This window comes from Kribbella polygonati (assembly GCF_050320105.1).
GTDB lineage: Bacteria > Actinomycetota > Actinomycetes > Propionibacteriales > Kribbellaceae > Kribbella.
Genome location: NZ_CP190129.1, coordinates 7,810,525 through 7,834,651 on the forward strand (window position 1 = coordinate 7,810,525; position 24,127 = coordinate 7,834,651).

The 24,127-nt window shown below is 69.8% G+C and carries 22 protein-coding genes and 1 pseudogene; 15 read left to right on the top strand and 8 right to left on the bottom strand.

Going from position 1 to position 24,127, the window contains the following annotated elements:
- The first annotated feature begins 5 nt into the window (after positions 1 to 5).
- The 4 genes from ACQHIV_RS37485 to ACQHIV_RS37500 all read left to right on the top strand — a co-directional run bounded on the left by ACQHIV_RS37485 (position 6) and on the right by ACQHIV_RS37500 (position 5,003).
- A complete protein-coding gene (locus tag ACQHIV_RS37485) occupies positions 6 to 914 on the top strand; it encodes a ribonuclease Z (RefSeq protein WP_427889070.1) in 909 nt (302 codons plus the stop codon).
- A gap of 111 nt (positions 915 to 1,025) precedes the next feature.
- Entirely contained in the window at positions 1,026 to 2,150 is a 1,125-nt protein-coding gene (locus ACQHIV_RS37490; protein WP_427889071.1) for an EfeM/EfeO family lipoprotein, read from the top strand.
- The gene (gene efeB, locus ACQHIV_RS37495) at positions 2,147 to 3,340 is read left to right on the top strand and encodes an iron uptake transporter deferrochelatase/peroxidase subunit (protein WP_427889072.1); all 1,194 of its coding nucleotides are present in this window, start codon (positions 2,147 to 2,149) and stop codon (positions 3,338 to 3,340) included. The genes ACQHIV_RS37490 and efeB overlap by 4 nt, the downstream gene beginning before the upstream one ends.
- A gap of 34 nt (positions 3,341 to 3,374) precedes the next feature.
- Positions 3,375 to 5,003 (top strand): phospholipase C, encoded by a 1,629-nt coding sequence (locus ACQHIV_RS37500; protein ID WP_427889073.1) that lies wholly within the window; start codon positions 3,375 to 3,377, stop codon positions 5,001 to 5,003.
- Here ACQHIV_RS37500 and ACQHIV_RS37505 read toward each other — a convergent pair.
- The gene (locus ACQHIV_RS37505) at positions 5,000 to 5,821 is read right to left on the bottom strand and encodes an alpha/beta fold hydrolase (RefSeq protein WP_427889074.1); all 822 of its coding nucleotides are present in this window, start codon (positions 5,819 to 5,821) and stop codon (positions 5,000 to 5,002) included. The two genes, ACQHIV_RS37500 and ACQHIV_RS37505, sit on opposite strands and share 4 nt — an antisense overlap.
- 16 nt (positions 5,822 to 5,837) lie before the next feature.
- A complete protein-coding gene (locus ACQHIV_RS37510; protein ID WP_427889075.1) occupies positions 5,838 to 6,782 on the bottom strand; it encodes a helix-turn-helix transcriptional regulator in 945 nt (314 codons plus the stop codon).
- A gap of 62 nt (positions 6,783 to 6,844) precedes the next feature.
- Here ACQHIV_RS37510 and ACQHIV_RS37515 point away from each other — a divergent pair, with 62 nt between their 5' ends.
- Positions 6,845 to 7,990 (top strand): epoxide hydrolase family protein, encoded by a 1,146-nt coding sequence (locus ACQHIV_RS37515; protein WP_427889076.1) that lies wholly within the window; start codon positions 6,845 to 6,847, stop codon positions 7,988 to 7,990.
- Here ACQHIV_RS37515 and ACQHIV_RS37520 read toward each other — a convergent pair.
- Positions 7,983 to 8,813, bottom strand: coding sequence for an oxidoreductase (locus ACQHIV_RS37520; protein WP_427889077.1), 831 nt, complete (start codon positions 8,811 to 8,813; stop codon positions 7,983 to 7,985). The genes ACQHIV_RS37515 and ACQHIV_RS37520 overlap by 8 nt on opposite strands.
- A 97-nt stretch (positions 8,814 to 8,910) precedes the next feature.
- Between ACQHIV_RS37520 and ACQHIV_RS37525 the strand changes: the two genes are divergently transcribed.
- Together ACQHIV_RS37525 and ACQHIV_RS37530 are read left to right on the top strand one after the other, a co-directional pair.
- Positions 8,911 to 9,465, top strand: coding sequence for a TetR/AcrR family transcriptional regulator (locus ACQHIV_RS37525; protein ID WP_427889078.1), 555 nt, complete (start codon positions 8,911 to 8,913; stop codon positions 9,463 to 9,465).
- Between the two features lie 81 nt (positions 9,466 to 9,546).
- On the top strand, positions 9,547 to 11,043 hold the full coding sequence (locus ACQHIV_RS37530; RefSeq protein WP_427889079.1) for a S1C family serine protease: 1,497 nt from the start codon (positions 9,547 to 9,549) through the stop codon (positions 11,041 to 11,043).
- Positions 11,044 to 11,219: 176 nt separating this feature from the next.
- Here ACQHIV_RS37530 and ACQHIV_RS37535 read toward each other — a convergent pair whose 3' ends face one another.
- Positions 11,220 to 12,206, bottom strand: a complete 987-nt coding sequence (locus tag ACQHIV_RS37535; protein ID WP_427889080.1) for an NAD-dependent epimerase/dehydratase family protein — start codon at positions 12,204 to 12,206, stop codon at positions 11,220 to 11,222.
- A gap of 133 nt (positions 12,207 to 12,339) precedes the next feature.
- Between ACQHIV_RS37535 and ACQHIV_RS37540 the strand changes: the two genes are divergently transcribed.
- From ACQHIV_RS37540 to metH, 3 genes are all read left to right on the top strand, one after another.
- Positions 12,340 to 13,737: an MFS transporter gene (locus ACQHIV_RS37540; RefSeq protein WP_427889081.1), complete on the top strand. Its 1,398-nt coding sequence runs from the start codon at positions 12,340 to 12,342 to the stop codon at positions 13,735 to 13,737.
- The gene (locus ACQHIV_RS37545) at positions 13,734 to 14,267 is read left to right on the top strand and encodes a TetR family transcriptional regulator (protein WP_427889082.1); all 534 of its coding nucleotides are present in this window, start codon (positions 13,734 to 13,736) and stop codon (positions 14,265 to 14,267) included. Before ACQHIV_RS37540 ends, ACQHIV_RS37545 begins: the two co-directional genes overlap by 4 nt.
- Positions 14,268 to 14,436: 169 nt before the next feature.
- The gene (gene metH / locus ACQHIV_RS37550; protein WP_427889083.1) at positions 14,437 to 18,051 is read left to right on the top strand and encodes a methionine synthase; all 3,615 of its coding nucleotides are present in this window, start codon (positions 14,437 to 14,439) and stop codon (positions 18,049 to 18,051) included.
- Here metH and ACQHIV_RS37555 read toward each other — a convergent pair.
- Positions 17,936 to 18,907 (bottom strand): hypothetical protein, encoded by a 972-nt coding sequence (locus ACQHIV_RS37555; protein ID WP_427889084.1) that lies wholly within the window; start codon positions 18,905 to 18,907, stop codon positions 17,936 to 17,938. The genes metH and ACQHIV_RS37555 overlap by 116 nt on opposite strands.
- A 71-nt stretch (positions 18,908 to 18,978) precedes the next feature.
- Here ACQHIV_RS37555 and ACQHIV_RS37560 point away from each other — a divergent pair, with 71 nt between their 5' ends.
- Together ACQHIV_RS37560 and ACQHIV_RS37565 are read left to right on the top strand one after the other, a co-directional pair.
- Positions 18,979 to 19,449, top strand: a complete 471-nt coding sequence (locus ACQHIV_RS37560) for a GNAT family N-acetyltransferase (RefSeq protein ID WP_427889085.1) — start codon at positions 18,979 to 18,981, stop codon at positions 19,447 to 19,449.
- Positions 19,450 to 19,538: 89 nt separating this feature from the next.
- A complete protein-coding gene (locus ACQHIV_RS37565) occupies positions 19,539 to 20,390 on the top strand; it encodes an HAD family acid phosphatase (RefSeq protein ID WP_427889086.1) in 852 nt (283 codons plus the stop codon).
- Here the strand turns inward: ACQHIV_RS37565 and ACQHIV_RS37570 are convergent.
- Entirely contained in the window at positions 20,378 to 21,049 is a 672-nt protein-coding gene (locus tag ACQHIV_RS37570) for a TetR family transcriptional regulator (RefSeq protein ID WP_427889087.1), read from the bottom strand. The genes ACQHIV_RS37565 and ACQHIV_RS37570 overlap by 13 nt on opposite strands.
- 98 nt (positions 21,050 to 21,147) lie before the next feature.
- Between ACQHIV_RS37570 and ACQHIV_RS37575 the strand changes: the two genes are divergently transcribed.
- Both ACQHIV_RS37575 and ACQHIV_RS37580 read left to right on the top strand, forming a co-directional pair.
- Positions 21,148 to 22,083: an SDR family oxidoreductase gene (locus ACQHIV_RS37575; RefSeq protein ID WP_427889088.1), complete on the top strand. Its 936-nt coding sequence runs from the start codon at positions 21,148 to 21,150 to the stop codon at positions 22,081 to 22,083.
- Positions 22,080 to 22,841: a class I SAM-dependent methyltransferase gene (locus ACQHIV_RS37580; protein WP_427889089.1), complete on the top strand. Its 762-nt coding sequence runs from the start codon at positions 22,080 to 22,082 to the stop codon at positions 22,839 to 22,841. The genes ACQHIV_RS37575 and ACQHIV_RS37580 overlap by 4 nt, the downstream gene beginning before the upstream one ends.
- Positions 22,842 to 22,870: 29 nt before the next feature.
- Here ACQHIV_RS37580 and ACQHIV_RS37585 read toward each other — a convergent pair.
- Positions 22,871 to 23,134 (bottom strand): annotated as a pseudogene (locus ACQHIV_RS37585) (GNAT family N-acetyltransferase); the annotation flags it as partial.
- A gap of 71 nt (positions 23,135 to 23,205) precedes the next feature.
- Between ACQHIV_RS37585 and ACQHIV_RS37590 the strand changes: the two are divergent.
- Positions 23,206 to 23,499 (top strand): YciI family protein, encoded by a 294-nt coding sequence (locus ACQHIV_RS37590; protein WP_427889090.1) that lies wholly within the window; start codon positions 23,206 to 23,208, stop codon positions 23,497 to 23,499.
- Here ACQHIV_RS37590 and ACQHIV_RS37595 read toward each other — a convergent pair.
- Positions 23,496 to 24,032: a dihydrofolate reductase family protein gene (locus ACQHIV_RS37595; protein ID WP_427889091.1), complete on the bottom strand. Its 537-nt coding sequence runs from the start codon at positions 24,030 to 24,032 to the stop codon at positions 23,496 to 23,498. The two genes, ACQHIV_RS37590 and ACQHIV_RS37595, sit on opposite strands and share 4 nt — an antisense overlap.
- Positions 24,033 to 24,127 lie beyond the last annotated feature (95 nt).

The following is a 24,127-nucleotide window of genomic DNA, read 5'->3' on the forward strand; positions in this document are numbered from 1 at the left end:
AGCGGGTGCGTGAACTCGTTGTGCTGGGCACCGGCAGTCAGGTGCCGTCGCGGGAACGGACGCAGAACGGGTACTTCCTGCGGTGGGACGACGAGGGGTTCCTGTTCGATCCGGGCGAGGGCACGCAGCGGCAGATGATCTTCGCGGGGGTCTCCGCCGGGGCGATCACGCGGCTGTGCGTGACGCACTTCCACGGGGACCACTGCCTCGGCGTACCGGGGGTGGTGCAGCGGTTGTCGCTGGACGGCGTACCGCATCCGGTGCACGCGCACTACCCGGCGTCGGGGCAGACGTACTTCGACCGGCTGCGGTACGCCGCGTCGTTCTTCGAGCGGGCCGAGCTGCTCGAGGAGCCGGTGGCGGAGGACGGGCTGCTGTCGGTCGGGTCGTTCGGGCAGTTGTGGGCGCGCCGGCTGGAGCACCCGATCGAGTCGTACGGGTACCAGTTGGTCGAGCCGGACGGGCGGCGGATGCTGCCGGGACGGCTCGCGGAGTACGGCGTGACCGGGCCGGACGTCGGGAGGCTGCAGCGGGCGGGATCGATCGAGGTGGGCGGGCGGACCGTGCGGATCGAGGACGTCAGCGAGGTACGGCGCGGGCAGCGGTTCGCGTTCGTGATGGACACCCGGCTGTGCGCGAACGTGCTGCGGCTGGCCGAGGACGCCGACCTGCTGGTGATCGAGTCGACGTACCTGTCGGCGGAGGCTGAGCTGGCCCGTCGGTTCGGGCATCTGACCGCGCGGCAGGCGGCCCGGGTCGCGGCCGAGTGTGGCGTACGGAAGCTGGTCCTGACGCACTTCTCCCAGCGGTACCTGGAGCCGGAACGGTTCTCCGAGGAGGCGGCCGGGGAGTTCTCCGGAGAGGTCGTGGTGGCCTCGGATCTCAGCAGAATCTCAGTTCCAACCCGTCGCTAGCGAACAGTTCGTTACGGCCCGGCGAACACGCCTGAACCGGGAAGACGGCATCATCGGCCGGGATTAGCATTGCCCGCGAATGTACCGGCCGATCCCCCAGGAGCAGACCTCGTGCGCACGCCCCGTCCAGTTCCGGCGGTTGTCGCGCTGGTTGTTCTGGCAGCGGCCGCGGGCGTGTCGGTGTGGCGGCCCTGGGAAGGAGCGGCCGGCGCGACCGCCGGATCGAGCGGGATCAGCGTGTCCCGGAGCCAGTGCGGTCAAGGTTGGACCGACCCACGGACCGGGCGGCAGGTGCTGACCGTGCACAACACGGGCGACGCATCGGCCGAGGTCGACGTGGTCGAGGTCGGCAGTCAGAAGGTGTACGGCGAGATCGAGGGGCTCGGGCCGAACACGAGCGCGCAGCTCGAGGTCCAGCTCGGCGCCGGGAAGTACGCGATCCGCTGCCTGATCGAGGACACCGACGCGATCACCGGCCCGACCGTCACGGTGAGTGGCGACGGGCAGGGCGGACCGGCCGTGGTGCCGGTGACCAAGAACGACATGCTGCCGCTGGTGAAGAAGTACGAGGCCGAGGTGGCCCGCGGGGTCGCGGACCTGGTGACGAAGACCGACAAGCTGCGCACCGACGTGGACGCCGGAAACCTGGGCGCCGCTCGGACCGACTGGCTGGCCGCACATCTGGCGTACAACTCGCTCGGCGCGGCGTACGGCGCGTTCGGGGACTTCGCCGACAAGATCGACGGCTCCGACGCCGGGTTCCACCCGTTGGAGAAAGGCCTGTGGCACAACGAGTCCGCCGCCGCGCTGAAGCCGATCGCGAACCAGCTGGCCGCCGCCGTCCACGGCCTGCAGAAGGACCTGCCGAACGAGCAGGTCGATCCGAACGACCTCGGCCTGCGCGCCCACGAGATCATGGAGAACGCGCTGCAGTTCGAGCTCACCGGCGAGAACGACCAGGGCAGCGGTACGTCGCTGAACACCGCGCTGGCGAACCTGGACGGCACGGCGACCGTGCTGGCCGTCCTCGACCCGGTCCTCAAACCCCGGTACGCCGACCTGCCGCAGGTGCAGAAGTGGGAGACCCGCGTCCGTACGCTCCTGACCGCGCACCAGAACACGCCCGTCGGCAAGCTCGACCACACGACGCGCCAACAGCTGAACGGCGCGGTCGGCGAACTCCTCGAGAAGCTGGCTCCCGTGGCCGCGATCTGCGACGTGCGGAGGACCGGATGAGCGGGTTCGACCGGCGGTCCTTCCTGCGCGGGACGCTGGCCGGGGCCGGTGCGGCCGCGGTGGCCGGGGTGACGTTGAACGCAGACGCGGCGGCGCCGACGTCGGTGCCGTTCCACGGCCTACATCAGGCCGGCATCGTGACACCCCAGCAGAAGCAGGCGATCTTCGCGTCGTTCGACGTGATCGCGGCGGACAAGGGCGAGCTGACCGACCTGTTCACGACGCTGACCGAGCGGGCGCGGCTGCTCACCATGGGCGGCGCGCTGCCGCCGCTCGGGATCACCGCGCCGCCGGCCGATTCCGGCGTCCTCGGACCTGACATGCCGGGCGGCGATCTGACGGTCACCGTCGGCGTGGGTGCCTCGCTGTTCGACGCGCGGTACGGGCTGGCCAAGCTGAAGCCCGCGAAGCTCACGCCGATGAAGACGTTCCCGAACGACAGCCTCGACGAGGCCTTGTGCCACGGGGATCTGAGCCTGCAGCTGTGCGCGTCGGACACCGACATCGTGTTGCACGCGCTGCGTGACATCGCCCGGCACACCCGCGGTGCGATGCAGCTGCGCTGGCGGGTCGACGGGTTCCAGAGCCCGCCGCGGCCCGCCGGTGCGCCGCGCAACCTGATGGGCTTCAAGGACGGCATCGTCAAGCCGGCCGCCGCCGACCACGACAAGCTCGTGTGGGTCGGTCAGGGCAACGGCGAGCCCGCCTGGACCGCGGGCGGCAGCTACCAGGTGCTGCGCCAGATCCGGATGCTGGTCGAGTTCTGGGACCGGGTGTCGCTCGGCGAGCAGGAGAACATGTTCGGCCGCCGCCGGAGCACCGGTGCGCCGCTGGACGGCAACAGCGAGACCGACGTACCGAACTACGGGGCCGACCCGACCGGTGGCGCGATCCCGCTGACCAGCCACATCCGCAAGGCGAACCCGCGGACCCCGGAGACGGCGGCCAGCCAGTTCCTGCGGCGCGGCTACAACTACGACAAGGGCACCGACGCGGTCGGTGACCTGGACATGGGGCTGCTGTTCTGCGCCTACCAGCAGGACATCGCCCGGCAGTTCGAGGCTGTCCAGACCAGGCTGACCGACGAGCCGCTCGTCGACTACATCCGGCCGGTCGGTGGCGGCTATTTCTTCACGCTTCCCGGTGTACGGGACGGCAACGACCACTTCGGGCGGTCGTTGCTCGCATGAGGTATTCAGCATGAGTCATCCAGGAGGAGAAGGCATGCGCGCAAGACTCCCTGTCGCCGCCACGGCCGTTGCGGCCGCGACGGGCTTGTTGCTGGCCGCCTGTGGCGCGCCCGGCGCCGCCCAGCAGGTGACCAACGCCGGCGCGGCGTTCACGGCGGCCGACGCCGCTTCGTACCACCCGGCGGGGACCACCACGCCGATCAAGCACGTGGTGGTGATCTTCGGCGAGAACATCTCGTTCGACCACTACTTCGGCACCTACCCGAAGGCGGCCAACACCGACGGCACGCCGTTCACGGCCGCTCGGCACACGCCGAAGATCAACGGGCTGACCAACCAGCTGCTGACGAACAACCCGAACGCGTACAACCCGAAGCGGCTGTCGTCGTCGCAGGCGCTGACCTGCGACCAGAACCACGGGTACTCCGCCGAGCAGAAGGCGGTCAACGGCGGCAAGGACGACAAGTACGTCGAGTTCACCGAGACGTCCAAGTGCACCGGGCAGCCCGTCCTGTTCGGCGAGCCGGGCCTGGTGATGGACTACTACGACGGCAACACCGTCACCGCGCTGTGGAACTACGCCCAGCACTACACGCTGAGCGACAACTCGTACAGCTCGGTGTACGGGCCGTCCACCCCGGGCGCGCTGAACCTGATCTCCGGGCAGACCCACGGCGGCCAGGCGTACAACCCGGTGACGGGGCAGCCGACCAGCGACGCGTACGCCGTCCAGTCGCCGGACGCGAACGGCATCGGGACCATCACCAACGACCCCGACCCGATCTACGACGACTGCTCGAACGGCAACGGCAAGTCCTCGAACAACCTGGCCGGTATGCACGGGCAGAACATCGGCGACCTGCTGAACAAGCAGAACGTCACCTGGGGCTGGTTCCAGGGCGGCTTCAAGCCGACCTCCACGGCCAACGGCAAGGCTGTCTGCGGTGCGTCGCACGCCAACATCGGCGGCAACACGGCGAACGACTACAGCCCGCACCACGAGCCCTTCCAGTACTACAAGTCGACCGCGAACCCGAAGCACCTGCCGCCGTCGTCGGTGGCCGCGATCGGTCACACCGACCAGGCCAACCACCAGTACGACACGTCGGACTTCGACGCGGCGCTGGCGGCGAACAACCTGCCGGCGGTCAGCTTCCTGAAGGCCGGCGAGTACCAGGACGGCCACGCCGGGTACTCCGACCCGCTGGACGAGCAGGCGTTCATCGTCAAGGAGATCAACGCGCTGCAGAAGTCGCCGGAGTGGAAGTCCACCGCGATCGTGCTGGCCTACGACGACTCCGACGGCTGGTACGACCACGTCACGCCGCCGAGCGTGAACGGCTCGAACGACGCCGCGCTCGACCAGGCCGCGCTGTGCGGTCAGAAGCACGTCGCCGGCGGGTACGCCGACCGTTGCGGCTACGGCCCGCGGCAGCCGCTGCTGGTCGTCTCGCCGTACGCGAAGACCAACCACGTCGACCACGCGCTGACCGACCAGACCTCGATCCTGAAGTTCATCGAGGACAACTGGCGGACCGGGCGGATCGGTGACCACTCGTTCGACGAGCGGGCCGGCAGCCTGAACAGCATGTTCAGCTGGTGGGAGCACCCGAACACCAAGCAGCTGATCCTGGACCCGAAGACCGGGGCCGTCGTCAGCTAAGCGCTTCCCCGGATGCCCTGATCGGCGAGGAAATCGTCGATCAGGGCATTCACCTGTTCCGGGGATTCCAGCGCCGCGAGATGCGCGGACTGTTCGAGGACGACGAAGCGGGCGCCCGGGATCGAGTCGGCCATCTCCTCGGTCTCGGCGACCGGGAACGTCGTGTCCTCGGCGCCTGCGACGATCAGCACCGGCGTCCGGATCTTCCCGAACAGTGCACGCTGGTCCGGACGGTTCGGGACCACGCTGGTGACCGCGTGCATCCCGGAACGGACGTTCACCTTGCCTGCCAGTTCGTTGACCGTGGCAACGACTTCGGGCTTCTCGCGTTTCGCTGTCGGGCCGAGGAATGCGTCGCGGACCGGGCCTCTCAGCGGTCCGCGGATCCCGCCGAGCAGGCGCGCGGCTCGGACCAGGGCGCCGTACTCGACGCGTTGGCGTCGGCCGGCCGGCGAGGCGGTGGCGTTCATCAGGACGGCGATGCCGATCCGGTCCGGGTGCAGCGCGGCGAACGTGCCGCCGATCATGCCGCCCCAGCTGTTGCCGATCAGGTGGATCTTGCCGACGTTCAGATCGTCTATCAGCTGGAGGATGGTGTCGGCGCACTGCTCGAAGGTGAACGGTTTGGTCAGCGGTTCGCTGCCGCCGTGCCCGGGCGGGTCGACCAGCACCACCTGGAAGCGGTCCTTGAAGTGCGCGGCCTGCGCCGCCCAGAGCGTGCCGTCCATCAGCAGGCTCGGCCAGAACAGCATCGCGGGACCGTCCCCGTCGACGCGCAGGCGGATCCGTCCCAGCACGGTCTCGACGTACCGATCCATTCCTGAACGGTAGCGGTCAGTACGCCGGAATCGCGGCTGCCAGGCGCGTCGTCAGGGCGCGGATCGCGTCGATCAGCTCCGGCGGGTCCTGCACCTCGAACGGCAGGCCGAGGAGCCCGAGGTGCGCCGCGATCTGGTCGAGTTCATGGGCTCCGGTCTCGACCAGGGTGGTGGTCTCGTCGATCGCGGTCACCGAGGCGACGTTCGGGCCGTAGCGGTCGGCGACCTCGGCGGCGGACGCATGCACCAGGATCCGGGCCTGGTAGCGGTAGCCGCCGTACGCGACGCCGCGGTTGGTGGTGGCGAGCTCCGGGACCTCGCGGGGGGTGAATCGCGGGCCGGTCGGGATCCGCGGCGCCAGCCGGTCGACGCGGAACGTGCGCCAGTCGTCGCGGTCGAGGTCCCACGCGACCAGGTACCACCGGCGCCCGGTGTGCACCAGGCGGTGCGGCTCGGTCGTGCGCGTGGTCGCCGTACCGTCGTGGTTGCGGTAGTCGAAGCGCAGCCGGTAGTGGTCGCGGCAGGCGGCGGCGACGGCGAGCAGTACGTCGGGTTGTACGGACGGGCCGCCCGCGGGCGTGACGGCGACCTGCTGGAGCAGCTCGATCCGGTAGCGGAGGCGGGACGGCAGGACCTGCTCGAGCTTGGTGAGCGCCCGTACGGACGCCTCTTCGGTGCCCGCGACCGTCCCGTTGGCGGCGGCGCGGAGGCCGACCGCGACGGCGACCGCCTCCTCGTCGTCGAGCAGCAACGGCGGAAGCGCGGCGCCCGCGCCGAGGCGGTAGCCGGCCACACCCGGTACGGCGTCGACCGGGTAGCCGAGGTTGCGCAGCTTGTCGACGTCCCGCCGTACCGTCCGGACCCCGACGCCGAGCTCGCCGGCCAGGGCCGCGCCGCTCCACTCCTTGGGTTGCTGCAGGAGGCTGAGAAGCTTCAGCAGTCGCGCGGACGTTTCGATCATGTCTTTCAGTCTGCCAGCCGGCTAGGACCGAAGCTGTCCTAACTGGATGTGAGAGTAGAGCCATGATCAAGGAATTCAGCATCGACATCCCGCAGAGCACGCTCGACGACCTCGCCGCCAAGCTGGCGAGTGCCCGGTTCCCCGCACCGCTGCCCGGCGACGACTGGACCACCGGCGTGCCGGTGTCCTGGCTGTCCTCGCTGGTCGACTACTGGCGGACGTCGTACGACTGGCGGGCGGCGGAGAAGGAGCTGAACTCGTACCCACAGTTCACCGCCGAGATCGACGGGCAGCAGATCCACTTCATCCACGTCCGCTCGGCCGAGCCGGACGCACTGCCGCTGCTGCTGACGCACGGCTGGCCCGGGTCGATCGTCGAGTTCCTCGACCTGATCGGGCCGCTGACCGATCCGGTCGCTCACGGTGGGGACGCGGCGGACGCGTTCCATGTGGTGATTCCGTCGCTGCCCGGGTTCGGGTTCTCCGGGCCGACCGCCGACGACAACTGGACCTTCGAGCGGATCGGGCGGGCGTGGGCCGCGTTGATGGCGGAGCTCGGGTACGAGCGGTACGGCGTACAGGGTGGTGACCTCGGCGGGTCGGTGTCGCCGGAGGTCGGGCGGGTCGCGCCTGCCCAGGTCGTCGGCGTACACACGAACGGCGGCACGAACCTGCCGCCGCTGCAGATCTCCGCGGAGGAGCTGCGGACGCTGACGCCGCTGGAGCAGGACAAGATGGCGCGGATCGCGCAGTTCATGAAGGACGAGTTCGGCTACATCTCGATCCAGTCGACCCGGCCGCAGACGCTCGCGTACGGGCTGGTGGACTCGCCGGTGGCGCAGCTGGCCTGGATCATGGACAAGTTCAAGGCGTGGACCTGGCCGGGGGAGTCCTTGCCGGAGGCAATCATCAGCAGGGACCGGCTGCTCACCAACGTGATGATGTACTGGCTGACCGGGACCGGCGGGACCGCGGCGTACATCGGGTACGCCCAGCCGCGCTCGTGGGCGCCGCGGCCGAGCTCCGGCGTACCGACGGCCGTGCTCGCGACCGCGCACGACGTGGCGATCCGCCGGTACTGCGAGACCTCGAACAACATCACCCGCTGGACCGACCTCGACCACGGCGGCCACTTCGCCGCCCTCGAGGTCCCGGCGGAACTGGTCGCGGACGTCCGGGAGTTCTTCCGCGAGCTGCGGGTCAGCTGAAGTCGGTCGAGCGGGTGAGCTCCGCCCAGGCGGCAGCCTCGTCCGCGCGCGAGCGCGACGAACTCTCCGCGAGCGCGAGCGCGTCGCTGCCGAGCAGCAGGCGGAGCGGCGGTTCCTCAAGGTCGACGATCTCGAGGACCGCCCGCGCGGCCTTCACCGGGTCACCCGGCTGTCTGCCGTCCATCTCCAGCCGGCGGCGGTGCATCTCGCCGACCGTCGACTGGTAGTCCGGGTGTACGTCGTGCAGCCGCATCGACGAGCCGCCCCAGTCGGTCCGGAAACCACCCGGCTCGATGATCGTCACCTTCACCCCGAACGGCCGCACCTCGTTGTGCAACACCTCCGAGAACCCCTCCACGGCGAACTTCGCGGTCTGGTACGCCCCCATCCCCGGCGTCCCGCCGACCCGCCCGCCGATCGACGAGAACTGCAGGAAATGCCCACCGCGCTGCTCGCGGAACACCGGCAACGCCGCCTTCGTCACGTTCACGACCCCGAACAGGTTGGTCTCGACCTGCGCCCGGAAGTCCGCGTCCGCCATCTCCTCGATCGAGGAACTGTTGGCGTACCCCGCGTTGTTCACCTCCACGTCCAGTCCGCCGAACTCCTCGACCGCCGTCCGTACGGCGGCCCGCGCAGCCTCGGCATCCGTGACGTCCAGCGCGACCGCCCGGACCTGCTCGCCGTACTTCGTCATCAGGTCCTCGAGCTGCTCGGGCCTCCGCGCCGTCGCAACCACCCGGTCACCCGCCGCCAGCACCGCCTCGGTCAACGCCCGCCCGAGCCCACGCGAACTCCCGGTGATCAACCAGCTCTTGCTCATTCTCAGTCCTAACTAACCGTTTGGTTGGTTCTACTCTCCATCTAACCGACCGGTTGGCTAGAAATCAACCAACCGGTTGGTTGGTAGGCTCCAGACCATGGAACGGAACGCAGACCGGACCCGCGCGCGCATCCTGGAGGCCGCCACCGAGGAGTTCGCCGCCCGCGGGATCGGTGGTGCGCGGGTGAGCCGGATCGCCGACGAGGCCGGCTGCAACAAGGCGATGCTGTACGCGTACTTCGGCAACAAGGACGAGCTGTTCGACGCGGTCTTCAGCGCGTCGCTGGAGAAGTACCTCGACGAGGTCGGGTTCGACGTCGACGATCTCCCGGCGTACGCGGGGAAGGTGTTCGACTACTTCGAGGCGCACCCGGACCGGCTGCGGCTCTCGGTCTGGTACCGGCTGGAGCGGCCCGACGGGCAGCCGCTGGAGGCGATCATCGCGGTCAACCAGCGGCGGCTGGAGGAACTGCAGCGGGGGATGCGGCGACGGACCGTGTCGCGGCGGTTCACGCCGGTGAGCCTGCTGTCGCTGATCCAGGCGATCCCGACCAGCTGGTCGTCGATGAATCCGGAGTACGGCGCGGAGCTCCCGGACGCCAAAGTGCGCCGGGCGGCGGTGGTGGCGGCCGTGGAGCGGATTCTCAGCTGATTCATTGGTTGACCGGATGGAGTTCTCAGTCTGGCGCGCTCTACTCGTAGGCAGAGGGAACTGGCCGAGGAGGGCGACGGGATGAACGAGAGCGCTGGAGCGGGACCGAACAACGGTGACCAGGCGCCGCAGCAGGGTGCGCAGCACCAGCAGGCTTCGCAGTACGAGCAGGTGGCCGCGGGTCCGCAGTACCAGCAGGGGCAGTTCCAGCAGCAGTACCAGCCGGGGCTGTACGGGCCGCAGTACCCCTATGGGCCGCAGTACCCGTTCGGGACGCAGCAGCCGCCGAAGAAGCACCGGCGCCGGCTGTTCGGTGCGGGAGTGCTCGGGCTGGCTGCCGTCCTGGTCGCCGGATCGGTTGCCTGGGGCATCGACCAGCGCAGCGACGGGCACAACTCGACGCTGTCCCAGACCGCGTTCGACGCGTCCTCGGTGGCGGCGAAGGTGTCGCCCGGGCTGGTCGACGTGAACACCGTCCTCGGGTACGAGAACGCGCGGGCGGCAGGCACCGGGATCGTGCTCACGTCCGACGGCGAGGTGCTCACCAACCACCACGTGATCGAGGGCGCGACGTCGATCACCGTGACCGACATCGGCAACGGGAAGACGTACACGGCGAGCGTCGTCGGGTACGACGAGGCGCACGACATCGCCGTACTGAAGCTGAAGGACGCGTCCGGGCTGCAGACCGCCAAGACCGGGAACTCCGACCAGGTGAAGCTCGGCGACCAGGTCGTCGGCGTCGGGAACGCGGGCGGTACCGGCGGTACGCCGAGCTACGCGGCCGGCCAGGTGACCGGGCTGAACCAGGCGATCACCGCGACCGACCAGAACGGGCAGGACCCGGAGAACCTGACGAACCTGATCGAGACCGACGCGAACATCCAGGCCGGCGACTCAGGCGGGCCGCTGGTCAATGCGAACGGCGACGTGGTCGGCGTGGACGTGGCCGGGAACGGCGGCAGCAACGGCGGGCGGGGGATTCCGGGGCAGAGCTCGGTGTCCACGGCGCACGCCGCGACCGCGACGCTGGCCGCGTGGGGCGGCGGCAACGGGTACGGGAACGGGTATGGCAACGGCGACGGCACCGGCTTCCCGTTCGGCAACGGCAACGGCGACGGGAACGGCTACGGCAGCGGGAACGGGTACGGCGACGGTTCCGGGAACGGGTCGGGTAACGGTTCCGGGAACGGCAACGGGACCGGGGCGACGACCGAGGGGTACGCGATCCCGATCAACCAGGCGCTCGACATCGCCCAGCAGATCGAGAACGGCAAGTCCTCGGCGTCGGTACACATCGGCGACTCGGCGATGCTCGGTGTGTCGGTCGTGACCAGCACCGGAACCAGCGGCGCGGTCGTCGGCGACGTACTCGCCAACGGCCACGCGGACGAGGCCGGCATCACCGCCGGCGACGTCATCACCTCGTTCGCCGGTCACACGGTGGAGTCGCCGGACGCCCTCTCCACGCTGCTCAACCAGCAGCACCCGGGCGACAAGGTGGAGGTCGGCTGGACCGACCAGTCCGGCCAGACCCACAAGGCCACCATCCAGCTCATCGAAGGCCCGGTCCGCTAGGTCCAGCGCACCCCCTCGCTCCCAGCGGACCGCCGATCGGACCCGCGCTCCCCCTCCCCCTCGGAGCGCCGGGTCCGATCACTTGTGTCCGGCGAGTCGTGGAGAACGGTCGCGAAATCCGGCCGAGATCCACGACTCGGCGAAGGTGGTCGGAGCCGTTCGCCACGACTCGGCGCTCAGGGGAGGGCCCCGAGGAAGGTGGGGTGGCTGGGCGCCCAGCCGAGAGCACGGGCGCGGGCGTTGGTCGCACCCCGCGCCCACCCGGTCCGGGCCTCGGCGGTGCGGGCTCCCTCGGTCCGGGTCCCCTCGGTCCGGGCTCCCTCGGTCCGGGTCCCCTCGGTCCGGGCTCCCTCGGTCCGGGTCCCCTCGGTCCGGGTCCCCTCGGTCCGGGTCCCCTCGGTCCGGGTCCCCTCGGTCGGGGTGGGGGTGGTTCGGGCGGGCTCGCGTGGGGCGGGGGCGGGTGGTGTGGCGGGGGGAGTGGCGACCGACTGTGCGAAGGCGGGGGCCCAGGCTGAGGCGGGGAGGGGGTTGTCGTCGACGATGTTGACCGGGCCGGAGGGCCAGGTGAGGGCCGACGCGGCGGCTTCGGCGGCGTCTTCGATGTGGAGGAAGCTGGTGAGGTCGGGGCCGGTGGGGAGTTGGGCGGTCGCCATCAGGCCGCCTTTGGTGTACCAGGTGCCTGGGCCGTAGAGCATCCCGTACCTCAGCACCACCCACTCGGGCGCCTCCGCCGTGATCGACTCCAGCGTGGCGACCGCCTCGACGGTCGTACGCCGGGACTCGTCGGGCGACCGTACGTCGAGCGGCGTGGACTCGTCCGCCGGGGTGGAGCCGGGCTCGTACGCCCACGCGATGCTCTGCGAGATCACCCGCCGTACCCCGGCTGTGAGCGCGGCGTCCACCAGGTTGCGCGTCCCCTCCCGCCGGATCCGGCTGTTCGCCGCGAAGTCCCGGGTCCCGAGGTCCGTCAGTTGGTGCATCACCACGTCCGGCCGCGCCGCGGCCACCAGTTCGTGCAGGCGGTCCCGGTCGAACACGTCCCCGGTCACCGACGACGAACTCGCCCGTCGGCTGAGGGTGGTCACTTCGTGGCCTTGGGCAACCAGCAGCGGGACGAGGTGGCGGCCGATCACGCCGGACCCGCCGGCGACGAAGATCCTCATGACACCACCGTAGGAAATCCGCCGCCCACGCTCCTGGTCCAATCGGTGAGCGGTTTCCCGGTCCATTTCCGGTCCGGTGAACGAGCGTTTACGATTCCTGAGTAAACAGCAGTTCACCCCTGTGAGGATCCGCTTGCCTGCCCGTCCCCGCCTGATCCTGTCCGCACTCGCATTCTGCGGCGTCCTGGTCTCCGTCAGTCAGACCATCGTCGTACCGCTGCTCCCCGCACTCCCCGGCATCACCCACAGCCCGGCGTCCGACGTCAGCTGGCTGATCACCGTGACGCTGCTGACCGGCGCGGTCTTCACTCCGCTGCTCGGCCGCGCCGGCGACATGTACGGCAAGCGCCGCGTCCTGCTGATCGCGTTGTCGTCGATGATCATCGGCTCGCTGCTCTGCGCGACCAGCTCCGACCTGACCGTGCTGATCACCGGCCGCGCGTTCCAGGGCGCCGCGGTGGCCGTCGTACCGCTCGGCATCAGCATCCTCCGCGACGAGCTCCCGCCGCGCCGGGTGATCCCGGCGATCGCGATCATGAGCTCGACCCTCGGCATCGGTGCCGCGTTCGGCATCCCGGCCGCGACGCTGGTGGTCGAGTACGCGAACTGGCACACGATGTTCTGGATCAACCTCGGCCTCGGCCTGCTGGACATCGTCCTGGTCCTGCTGATCGTCCCGGAGTCAGCCGTCCGCAGCAGCGGCCGCTTCGACGTACTCGGCGCGCTCGGCCTGAGTGCGTTCCTGGTGTGTCTGCTGCTCGCGGTGTCGAAGAGCAGCACCTGGAGTACGCCGACCCTCGTCGGGCTGTACGCCGTCGCGCTACTGCTGGTCCCGCTGTGGGGCTGGTACGAGCTGCGCACTGTCGGCCCGCTCGTCGACCTCCGGGTGTCCGCGCGGCCCGCCGTACTGTTCACCAACCTCAGCGCTCTGCTGATCGGCTTCGCGTTCTACGCCAACTCCTTGTCCACCGCGCAGTTGGTGCAGGAGCCCACGTGGACGGGGTACGGGCTGGGCGAATCGATCGTGGTCAGCGGACTGTGTCTCCTGCCGGGCGGTGTCGCGATGGTGCTGCTGTCGCCGGTGTCGGCGAAGATCTCCACCGCGAAAGGCCCGCGGTTCACGCTCGGGATCGCGTCGGTGATCATGGCGGCGGGGTATGTCGTTCGCCTGTTCACCAGCGGCAGCGTCGCGGGGATCGTGGTCGGCGCGACCGTGGTCAGTGCCGGAACGGCCGTGGCGTACTCGGCGCTTCCGGCCCTGATCATGCATGCTGTGCCCGTGACCGAAACGGCCGCGGCGAACGGCCTCAACACGCTGATGCGCACGATCGGGCAGGCGATCTGCAGCACGATCGTCGCGACCGTGCTGGCCAGCCTGACGATCTCCCAGGCCGGAAAGGTCGCGCCGGCGTTGTCGGCGTACCTGATCGTGTTCGTGATCGCGGGCATCGCGGCCGCGGTCGCCGCCGGGCTGGTGCTGCTGATCCCGGTACGCCGCCCCGAGCCGGCCTACGAGGTGACGGCGCCATGACCGATCCCGGGCGTCCGTCGATCCTCCGGGCCGCCCGGAAGGCGTTCGCACGGGAGCCGTACGACGCGGTGACTCTGCGCGGGGTGGCCGCGGACGCGGGCGTCAGCGCTGCCCTGATCGTGAAGCACTTCGGCAGCAAGGAAGCGCTCTTCGAGCAGGTCGCCGACTTCAGCGAGGCGGCCGAACTGCTGCTCCAGGCGCCGAACGAGCGACTCGGCGAACACGCTGTCCGGGCCCTGGTCGAGTACCGCCGCGCGAACGACCAGGACCTGCTCGTCCGGGTCGTGTTCGCGGCCGGCAAGGGCGACGAGCGCGCGCTGATCCGGGAACACTTCCGCGACCAGGTCACCCGCGCCTTCGCCGCCCGGCTGACCGGCCCGGACGCCGACCTCCGGGCCGCCCTGATCACCGCCCATCTCCTCGGCCTCGGTGCGCTGCTGGCGATCGACAAGACCGGCCCACTGGCCGCCGCGGCTCCGGAAACGATCGCCGCGCTCTATGCTCCGTCGATCCAGGATCTCATCCACTGATTGAACACCCGTCCTACTATGTGGACGGAGGACTTGGCGCACGATGTGACGCCACTAACATGGAGCATCCAGGCCGAGAGGCGCTGCAACGGGCTCAGGTCCGCCACGCTCGACCTGGAGCTTCGACTGCAAGGGCGCCTCCGGAGAGTTCTTCTGGAGGGGTTGGCCGATGAGTGAAGCCGCGTTGCGCGAGCTGCTGGACCAGCGGATCGTCGTGCTCGACGGTGCCTGGGGCACGATGCTGCAGAACGCGAAGCTGACGCCCGCGGACTACCAGCCCGAGCGGTACGCCGACGCGACGCACGACGTCACCGGCGACCCGGACCTGGTGAACCTGACCCGGCCGGACGTGATCCTCGACGTCCACCGGCAGTACCTGGCGGCTGGCGCGGACATCACCACCACCAACACCTTCACCGCGTCCCGGATCGGCCAGGCCGACTACGGCCTGCAGGAGCACGTCCGCGACATGAACCTCGCCGGTGCCCGGCTGGCCCGGCAGGCGGCCGACGAGTTCGCCACCCCGGACCGCCCGCGGTTCGTCGCGGGATCGATCGGCCCGCTGAACGTCACGCTCTCGCTGAGCCCGCGGGTCGAGGACCCGGCGTACCGCGCGGTGACCTTCGAACAGGTCAAGCAGACGTACGCCGACCAGATCGCGGCGCTCGCCGAGGGCGGCGTCGACCTGCTGCTGATCGAGACGATCTTCGACACGATGAACGCGAAGGCGGCCGTCGCCGCGGCCCGCGAGGTCGCGCCCCAGTTGCCGCTGTGGATCTCGGTGACGATCGTCGACCTGAGCGGCCGCACGCTGTCCGGGCAGACCGTCGAGGCGTTCTGGAGCTCGGTCGAGCACGCGGATCCGCTGGTGGTCGGCGTGAACTGTTCGCTCGGCGCCGCGGAGATGCGCCCGCACGTCGCCGACCTGGCCCGGTTCGCCGGCACGTACGTGGCCTCGCACCCGAACGCCGGCCTCCCGAACGCCTTCGGCGGGTACGACGAGACGCCCGCCGAGACCGCCGGCATGCTCGAGGAGTTCGCGCGGTCCGGGCTGGTGAACATCGTCGGCGGCTGCTGCGGCACGACGCCCGCGCACATCGCCAAGATCGCCGAAGCAGTGCGGGAGTTGCCGCCGCGGACCGTCGTACCGACCGACCACACCACCCGGTTCTCCGGGCTGGAGCCGTTCAAGATCGGTGCGGACACCGGGTTCGTGATGATCGGCGAGCGGACCAACGTGACCGGGTCGGCGAGGTTCCGCCGGCTGATCGAGGGCGACGACCACCAGGCCGCGGTGGACGTGGCGCTGGAGCAGGTGCGTGGCGGCGCCAACCTGCTGGACGTGAACATGGACGCCGACCTGCTGGACAGCGAGCAGGCGATGACCACGTTCCTGAACCTGATCGCGACCGAGCCCGAGGTGGCCCGGATCCCGATCATGATCGACAGCTCGAAGTGGTCGGTGCTGGAGACCGGGCTGAAACACGTGCAGGGCAAGGGCGTGGTCAACTCGATCAGCCTGAAGGAAGGCGAGGAGCAGTTCCTCGAGCACGCCCGGAAGATCCGCGACTACGGCGCCGGCGCGGTGGTGATGGCGTTCGACGAGCAGGGCCAGGCGGACACCGTCGACCGCAAGGTGGAGATCTGCGCCCGCGCGTACGACCTGCTGACCGGGATCGGCTTCCCGGCCGAGGACATCATCTTCGACCCGAACGTACTGGCCGTCGCGACCGGCATGTCCGAGCACAACGGCTACGCGAAGAACTTCATCGAGGCGCTGCCGCGGATCAAGGCCCGCTGCCCGGGCGTGCACATCAGCGGCGGCATCTCGAACCTGTCGTTCTCGTTCCGCGGCAACGACATCGTCCGTGAGGCGATGCACTCCGCGTTCCTGTACCACGCCGGCAAGGCCGGCCTGGACATGGGGATCGTGAACGCCGGCCAGCTCGCGGTCTACGAGGACATCCCGAAGGACCTGCTGGAGCTGGTCGAGGACGTGATCTTCGACCGCCGCGACGACGCCACCGACCGGCTGGTCGAGTTCGCCGAAACCGTGAAGGGCAAGGGCAAACAGCGCGAGGTCGACCTGACCTGGCGCGAGGGCTCGGTGCAGGAACGGCTGTCGCACGCGCTCGTGCACGGCATCGTCGACTACATCGAGGCCGACACCGAGGAGGCCCGGCAGCAGCTGCCACGGCCGCTCGAGGTGATCGAGGGCCCGTTGATGGACGGCATGAAGATCGTCGGTGACCTGTTCGGCGCCGGGAAGATGTTCCTCCCGCAGGTGGTGAAGAGCGCGCGGGTGATGAAGCGGTCGGTCGCGTACCTCGAGCCGTTCATGGAGGAGGAGAAGGAGCAGGCCCGCCGCGAAGGCCGCGCGGAGATGGTCCGCGGCCAGGGCAAGGTGGTGCTCGCGACCGTGAAGGGCGACGTCCACGACATCGGCAAGAACATCGTCGGCGTGGTGCTCGGCTGCAACAACTACGAGGTGATCGACCTCGGCGTGATGGTGCCGGCAGCAAGGATCCTCGACACCGCGGTGGCCGAGGGCGCGGACGCGGTCGGGCTGTCCGGGCTGATCACGCCGTCGCTGGACGAGATGGTGTCGGTGGCGACCGAGATGCAGCGCCGCGGGCTGAAGCTGCCGTTGCTGATCGGGGGCGCGACCACGTCCAAGCAGCACACCGCGGTCCGGATCGCCCCGGCGTACGAGAACACCACCGTGCACGTGCTGGACGCGTCCCGGGTGGTCGGCGTGGTGTCCGACCTGCTCGACGACGACCGCGCCGAACAGCTTGCCAAGAGCAACAGTATCGAGCAAGAGCGGCTCCGCGAGCAGCACGCGAACAAGCAGCGCGCGCCGATGCTCACCCTCGACCAGGCGCGCGCGAACCGCGAGCCGGTGGAGTACGGCGAGCTGCCGGTGCCGGCCTTCACCGGACTCAAGCGCGTGTCTCCGAGCATCGAGACGCTGCGCGAGATGGTGGACTGGCAGTTCCTGTTCCTGGCCTGGGAACTGAAGGGGAAGTACCCGGCGATCCTCGAGCAGCCGGTCGCGCGCGAGTTGTTCGACGACGCGAACGCCTTGCTGGACGAGATCATCGCGAACGGGTCCTTCACCGCCGAGGGTGCGTACGGGTTCTGGCCCGCGCACAGCGACGGTGACGACATCGTCCTGGACGGACTCGAGCGGTCGTTCCCGATGCTGCGGCAGCAGACCGAGAAGCCCGCGGGCCGGCACAACCGATGTCTGGCCGACTACATCGCGCCGTCGGGCGACCACCTCGGCGGGTTCGGGGTGGCGATCCACGGGGCCGAGGCGCTCGCGAAGTCGTACGAGGCACGCAACGACGACTACAAGGCGATCATGGTGAAGGCGCTCGCCGACCGGTTGGCGGAGGCGTTCGCGGAGTGGATCCACCTGGAGGCGCGGAAGGCCTGGTTCGAGCCCGGCGTCCAGCCGGTGCTGGAGGACCTGCACGCGGAGCGGTTCCGCGGCATCCGGCCGGCCCTCGGGTACCCGGCGAGCCCGGACCACACCGAGAAGAAGGACCTGTTCGAGCTGCTGGAGGCGGAGCAGATCGGCCTGGGGCTGACGGAGTCGTACGCGATGACGCCGGCCGCGGCGGTGAGCGGCCTGATCTTCGCGCACCCGGCGTCGCGCTACTTCAGTGTCGGCCGCCTGAACCGCGACCAGGTCGAAGACTACGCAGTACGGCGCGGACTCCCGACGGCCGAGGTTGAGCGCTGGCTCCGCCCGAATCTGGCGTACGACCCGGAGTAGGGGACCGCAGCGCCGGGTCCTTGGCCAGGTCGGCCGCCCGGTCGCCGGCCGGACCGGGTCGTCCTTCGGTCGTCAGCCGGACGGCCGCGGCCAGCTTCCGGGTCGCGACGGTGGCCGGCGACTCCGGCGTACCGCTGCCGGGGTTGCGGGCGTCGACCGCGGACTTGAACTGGGTGCGGAGCCGGTCGCCGAGGACCACCCGCTCGTCGCGGGTCAGTTTGTCGCCGCCGGGCAGCTTGCCGACCAGAGTGGCCCAGCGGTAGTCGGGCTTCATCCGGATCAGGTCCTCGCAGGTGTCGACGTACGTCGGCTCCGCGTCGTTCTGGCGGGCGATCTCGGTGAGGACGTCGCGGGTGGCGTCGGCGGCCGGGCCGCGGCCGTGGTAGTCGAAGTGTGGCTGCGGGACGTCCGCGGGCGACATCAGCCCGGCGGAGTCGCTGCTCTGCCAGACGTGCTGCAGCCGCTCCTGGGTCCAGACGTCGGCGAGGCCGCCGTTGAGATCGGCGTCCGCCTGGACGACCGGGTGGAAGTCGGCCAGCGGGGTCAGCAGGCCGGTCGCCTGGGACGCCACGTAGCCGGTCGCCTCGACCAGCGTGTCCCAGCGCTCCTGCCGCTGCTCGGCGGTCAGCTGCGCCGCGTCCTGCTGGATCGCGTCGAGGTGCTCGCGGAGCACGAACAGGTAGTACTGCGCGCCGTTCATCCCGGACTCGGACGTCGTCACGCTCGGCATCCGGTCGCCGTCGCGGACCATCACCTCGCCGTCCCAGCGGGTGTCCACGCCGTTCGGCCCGGCGACGCCGGCGATCGACTCCGCCCAGGCGCTCGCCGGGGAGTCGTAGGGGAGCAACTCGGCCATGGTTCTCCTGCCAGATCTCGACGGCACCCGGAGCAAGCCTAGGTTGCCGCGAGGGCCACTACGCTGTGGAAATGAGTGTCAGGCCTGCGACCGCTGCGGACGCCGCGGCGATCGCCGCGATCTGGTACGCCGGCTGGCGGGACGGGCATCTCGGGCACGTGCCGGACGCGCTGGTCGCCGTACGCACCGAGGAGTCGTTCGGGATCCGAGCCGCCGAACGGATCGCGGACACCACGGTCGCCGTCGCGGGGGACGTGGTCGCCGGGTTCGTGATGGTGGTGGGCGACGAGGTCGAGCAGGTGTACGTCGGCGGCGCGCACCGCGGGTCCGGGATCGCCGGGACCCTGCTCGCCGAGGCGGAACGGCAGGTCCGGGCGAACGGGTACGCCGAGGCCTGGCTGGCCGTCGCCACCGGGAACGCGCGCGCCCGCCGGTTCTACCAGCGCCAGGGCTGGATCGACCGCGGCCCGTTCGACTACCCGGCAGCGGTCGACGGCGGAACGCTGCCGGTGCCGTGTCACCGGTACGTGAAAGCGGTCTGATCCGGAGGATTCCCCTTGTCCCGCGCACGACCGGGCCGGAACGGGGTTAGCGTGCCCTGGCAAGCATTCCCGTTCTGAAGAGGTCTCCCATGGCATTCCGTTCCTGGCGCCGGCCGTCCCGGCGGATGGTCCTCACCGGCGTCGCCGCGGTCGCGATGACGTCGGTCGTCGGCGGCGTCGCGTACTCGGCCGGTGCGGCCACGCAGCAGCCCGCCATCCAGACGTCGACGCCGCGCAGCGAGAACCAGGTCACCAACCTCGACGTACTGCGGCAGCAGTTGCGCAACTACTACGGCGACCCGCTCGGCACCGGGACGTTCGGTGCGGACAGCAACTACGCCAAGGAGGCCCGCTCGGTGGCGGCCGCCGGGACCCGCTGGATCTCCGTCCCGCACCACACCGGCAAGACCAAGGCGATCCTGCTGGACGTCGACGACACCGCGCTCGCCACCTGGAACTACGAGCTGGCCAGCAACTGGGCGTACAACCCGGCCACCAACGCGGACTACGTGCTGAACCAGAAGTTCCCGGCCGTGCCCGGCATGGTGGACCTGGTGAAGACGGCCGAGCGCGAGGGTTACGCGATCTTCTTCCTGACCGGTCGCGGCGCCGCGCAGGAGCAGGCCACGCTGGGCAACCTGACCGCGGACGGCGTCGGCGTGGACGCGGGCTTCCCGAAGCCGACGGCGCTGAGCAACGGCGAGGACGGCCTGTTCACCAAGCCGGCCGTGGCCGACTACCCGGACTACCTGAAGCAGGCCTGCGCGAACGACCCGGACGGCAAGTGCACGACGATCCACTACAAGTCGGCGACCCGCGCGCACATCGAGTCCCTCGGCTACGAGATCGTCGCGAACTTCGGCGACCAGTTCTCCGACCTCAAGGGCGGGTACGCCGACCGTACGTTCAAGCTGCCGAACCCGAACTACTACCTGCCCTGACGCGGCAGGACGCCGTACAGCAGGGTCCGTAGTCCGGCCGCGAGCGACGGCTCGAAGGCCATCCGGATCGCCTCCAGCGACGGGTCGGCCTCGTAGGCGGCGAGGATGGCGGGGACGGGGTGGGAGTGGCTCCAGATCGCACCGGCGAGCAGGCTGCCGGTGGCGATGAAGTGGCCCGCCCCGTCCGCGCCCAGCTCCGGCACGACCGCGGCCACCGCGGCGATCATCCGCTCGTAACTGATCGCGGCCGCGCGCTTGAACGCCAGCGCCGTCTCCGTGCTGATGTTCCGCTCCAGCACTGCCGCCTGGGCGCTGATCAGGTCGCAGAGCACCGGCCGCTTCGTCAGCGTGCCGACGACCGCGGTGATCAGCTGCTCGGTGCGCTCGCCGACCGGCAGCTCGGGTGACACGTCCCCGAGCGCCGTGGCCAGCTCCTCCACCCAGGCGGTCAGCTCGCTGCTCGACAGCTCGAGCAGGACGGCCTCGCGGGAGTCGAAGTAGTTCAGTACGTTCGACTTCGCCAGGCCGACGCGCCGGCTCAGCTCGTTCAGGCTGAGGTCGGCGACCGGCATCTCGGTCAGCATCGTGGCCGCGGTCGCGAGGATCGCCCGCCGCCGCTCCGCCCGCTGCTCCGCGCTCCGGGCGCGCTTGAAGTTCATCTCAGAGATTCTACAGACCGACGGTCTGTTGTTATCGGACCGGCGGTCTGATAACGTCGAGCCATAACAGACCATCAGTCTTTTATGGAGCGTGCAGCATGTACGAGGTCCCCGACCAGACCGGCAAACTCGTCGTCGTGACCGGTGCCAACAGCGGCACCGGCAAGGAGGCCACCAAGCGCCTCGCCGCCGCCGGCGCCCGCGTGGTGATGGCGGTCCGCACCCCGGCCAAGGGCGAGGCGGCGCGGGCCGAGATCCTCGCCGAGCACCCGGACGCCCAGCTCGAGATCCGCCGGGTCGACCTCGCCGATCTGGACTCGGTGCGGGCGTTCGCCGACGGACTGGCCGCCGACGAGCAGCACCTGGACGTGCTGGTGAACAACGCCGGCGTGATGACCCCGCCGGCCCGGATCGGTACCAAGGACGGGTTCGAGCTGCAGTTCGGGTCGAACTACCTCGGCCCGTTCGCGCTGACGGTCCAGCTGCTGCCGTTGCTCCTGGCCGCCCCGGCGCCGCGGATCGCCACCATGTCGAGCGGGGCGGCGTACCTCGGGAAGATCGACTTCGACGACCTGCAGTGGCAGACGCGGCGGTACCGCCGGACGGCGTCGTACGCGCAGTCGAAGCTCGCTGACCTGATGCTCAGCAACCACCTCGCGAAGCTGTCGGCCGAGCGTGGGTGGGGTCTCGTGAGCGTTGCGGCGCACCCTGGGTACACGCGTACCAACCTGCAGACGGCCGGTGCCGCGCTCGGACGTGAACGCCCGTCGACGCTGAACCGGCTGATGATGAGCTACAACCCGCTGCCCAAGCAGGACGTGGAAACGGGCACGGAGCCGCTGCTGTTCGCAGCCGTCGATTCCGCCGCCAAGTCGGGGGAGTACTACGGGCCTGACGGCTTCTTCGGGTTGGTCGGAAAGACGACCCTGGTCCGCAACCCGAAGACCGCCACCGACCCGGCCACCAACGCCCGTCTGTGGGACGTCTCCGAGACCCTGACGGGAGTCGCATTGCCCTCTATGCTGCGAAAGTGAGCGAGTGGTCCAGTGGGGGAATCTACGAGTCGTACGTCGGCCGGTGGAGCCGTCTCGTCGCAGTCGAGTTCATTGACTGGCTGAAGCAGCCGCCGGGTCAGCGCTGGCTGGACGTAGGCTGCGGTACGGGCGCGCTGACCAGCACGATCCTCGGTACGGCGGACCCGGCGTCGGTGCTCGGCGTCGACCCGTCCGAGGGGTTCGTCGAGTACGCCCGGCAAACGGTCGACGATCCGCGCGCCGCGTTCGAGGTGCGGTCCGCGGCGGAGCTGCCGGACGGCCCGTACGACACGGTAGTCGCCGGGCTGGTGCTGAACTTCGTCCCGAAACGGGTCGAGGCGCTGCGCCGGATGCGCGAGATCGGTACGACGACCGCCGTGTACGTGTGGGACTACGCGGGCGGGATGCAGCTGATGCGGTACTTCTTCGACGCGATGCTCGAGGTCCGGCCGCAGGACCGCGAGGCCGACGAAGGCCGCCGCTTCCCGTTCTGCACCGAGGAGGGTCTCGAGCGCCTGTTCGGCGAGGCCGGCTTCACGGACGTGCACACCCGGGAGATCGTCGTACCGACGGTCTTCGAGTCCTTCGACGACTACTGGCAACCGTTCCTCGGCGGCCAGGGCGTCGCCCCGGCCTACCTACGCAGCCTGGAGGTCGCAGACCAGGAGGCGTTGCGCGACGTCGTCCACGACCGCTTGCCGATCGGCACAGACGGCTCGATCAGACTCACCGCACGAGCGTGGGCCGCCGCGGGTTGAGATACCCGTACAGCAGGTCGTCGGTCCACTCACCCTTGAACCACGTATGGGTGCTGCGGCATCCCGCGGACCGCCTCGGACGCATACCCCTGACCCTGGTAGTCCGTCGCGAACGTGAACCCGATGTCGGCCTGCATCCGGTTCTCGTGCAGGTTCACCCCGACGTCCCCGATCAGTACGTCGTCGAGCGCGACGGCGTACTGCATCCACCCGGCCGCCTCCGGATCGCCGTGCGCGAACCGGTCCACCAGCTCCTCGGCGTCCGCGAGCGGCGGATGGTCAGTCGCTCGGTGTGCACGAACATCTGGTCATCATGTCAAAGCGTGGTGCTCGGCTCCGTCTTGTCGGTGAGAGGAGAGCGCCGATGAAGTTCTTGCTGATTCTGCAGGGGGTTGGTGATCCGCGGTTGCCGCGGGCGGAGTTCGAGCGGGTGGCGGGGGACGCGGGGGAGCTGCTGTACGGCGAGTTGCTCGCGGATCCGCAGTTGTCGGTGCAACTGCCGGCCGGTGAACCCTCCCGCATCGACGGGTACTACGTGGTCGACGTCGAGGATCGCGATCGCGCCGTCGAGCTCGCGCGGCTGCTGCCGGACGCACGGGCGAGCGGTCGCTCCGTCGAGGTCCGCGCGCTGATGCGTCCGGCAGCCGCGGACCTTTAGACCACGTCGAACCAGAGGCTCGTGGCCAACGGGGTCTCGGTGACGCTCCGGCGTCGCAGGCGGACCGTGCGACCACCTGGGTGCTCGAACAGCCGCGTGCCGTCGCCGAGCAGCACCGGGGCGAACAGCACCAGAACCTCGTCCAGCTCACCCGCCTCGATGCACTGCTTGGCGATGCTCGCCCCCATCACGTTGACGTACCTGTCCCCGGCCGACTCCTTCGCCTGCGCGAGCGCCTTCGCGAAGTCGTCGACGTACGTCACGCCGGCGCGCGGCGCGGCCGGGCGGTGCGTCACGACGTACTCCGGTCCGTCGAAGCCGCCGCCGAACGCCTCGCCCTCGTTCGGCTCGCCCTTGTACGGGTCGTCGCCGTCGTGGGTCCGGCGGCCGACCAGGATCGCGCCGATCCGCGGCACCAGCTCGTCGACCTCCGGGTTCGGGCCGAGGTACGGGCGCATCCACTGCATGTCGCCGCCCGGTCCGGTGATGAAGCCGTCCACCGACAGCGTCACGGAGTACAGCACCTTCGCCATGGTCGTTCCTCTCGCGTTGGGGGATGTGCTGTTGAGACGAGCGGCGGGCGGAAAACTCATCGCAATCCGGTGCGGACCGGTCCATCATGGCGGGT

Bases quoted from the DNA above. Each gene is read 5' to 3' on its own strand.
- ACQHIV_RS37595 (WP_427889091.1), bottom strand. From the start codon at position 24,032: ATGGCGAAGGTGCTGTACTCCGTGACGCTGTCGGTGGACGGCTTCATC.
- ACQHIV_RS37570 (WP_427889087.1), bottom strand. From the start codon at position 21,049: ATGAACTTCAAGCGCGCCCGGAGCGCGGAGCAGCGGGCGGAGCGGCGG.
- ACQHIV_RS37565 (WP_427889086.1), top strand. From the start codon at position 19,539: ATGGCATTCCGTTCCTGGCGCCGGCCGTCCCGGCGGATGGTCCTCACC.
- ACQHIV_RS37510 (WP_427889075.1), bottom strand. From the start codon at position 6,782: ATGATCGAAACGTCCGCGCGACTGCTGAAGCTTCTCAGCCTCCTGCAG.
- efeB (WP_427889072.1), top strand. From the start codon at position 2,147: ATGAGCGGGTTCGACCGGCGGTCCTTCCTGCGCGGGACGCTGGCCGGG.
- ACQHIV_RS37535 (WP_427889080.1), bottom strand. From the start codon at position 12,206: ATGAGGATCTTCGTCGCCGGCGGGTCCGGCGTGATCGGCCGCCACCTC.
- ACQHIV_RS37515 (WP_427889076.1), top strand. From the start codon at position 6,845: ATGATCAAGGAATTCAGCATCGACATCCCGCAGAGCACGCTCGACGAC.
- metH (WP_427889083.1), top strand. From the start codon at position 14,437: ATGAGTGAAGCCGCGTTGCGCGAGCTGCTGGACCAGCGGATCGTCGTG.
- ACQHIV_RS37590 (WP_427889090.1), top strand. From the start codon at position 23,206: ATGAAGTTCTTGCTGATTCTGCAGGGGGTTGGTGATCCGCGGTTGCCG.
- ACQHIV_RS37560 (WP_427889085.1), top strand. From the start codon at position 18,979: ATGAGTGTCAGGCCTGCGACCGCTGCGGACGCCGCGGCGATCGCCGCG.
- ACQHIV_RS37525 (WP_427889078.1), top strand. From the start codon at position 8,911: ATGGAACGGAACGCAGACCGGACCCGCGCGCGCATCCTGGAGGCCGCC.
- ACQHIV_RS37530 (WP_427889079.1), top strand. From the start codon at position 9,547: ATGAACGAGAGCGCTGGAGCGGGACCGAACAACGGTGACCAGGCGCCG.
- ACQHIV_RS37545 (WP_427889082.1), top strand. From the start codon at position 13,734: ATGACCGATCCCGGGCGTCCGTCGATCCTCCGGGCCGCCCGGAAGGCG.
- ACQHIV_RS37505 (WP_427889074.1), bottom strand. From the start codon at position 5,821: ATGGATCGGTACGTCGAGACCGTGCTGGGACGGATCCGCCTGCGCGTC.
- ACQHIV_RS37500 (WP_427889073.1), top strand. From the start codon at position 3,375: ATGCGCGCAAGACTCCCTGTCGCCGCCACGGCCGTTGCGGCCGCGACG.
- ACQHIV_RS37520 (WP_427889077.1), bottom strand. From the start codon at position 8,813: ATGAGCAAGAGCTGGTTGATCACCGGGAGTTCGCGTGGGCTCGGGCGG.
- ACQHIV_RS37575 (WP_427889088.1), top strand. From the start codon at position 21,148: ATGTACGAGGTCCCCGACCAGACCGGCAAACTCGTCGTCGTGACCGGT.
- ACQHIV_RS37555 (WP_427889084.1), bottom strand. From the start codon at position 18,907: ATGGCCGAGTTGCTCCCCTACGACTCCCCGGCGAGCGCCTGGGCGGAG.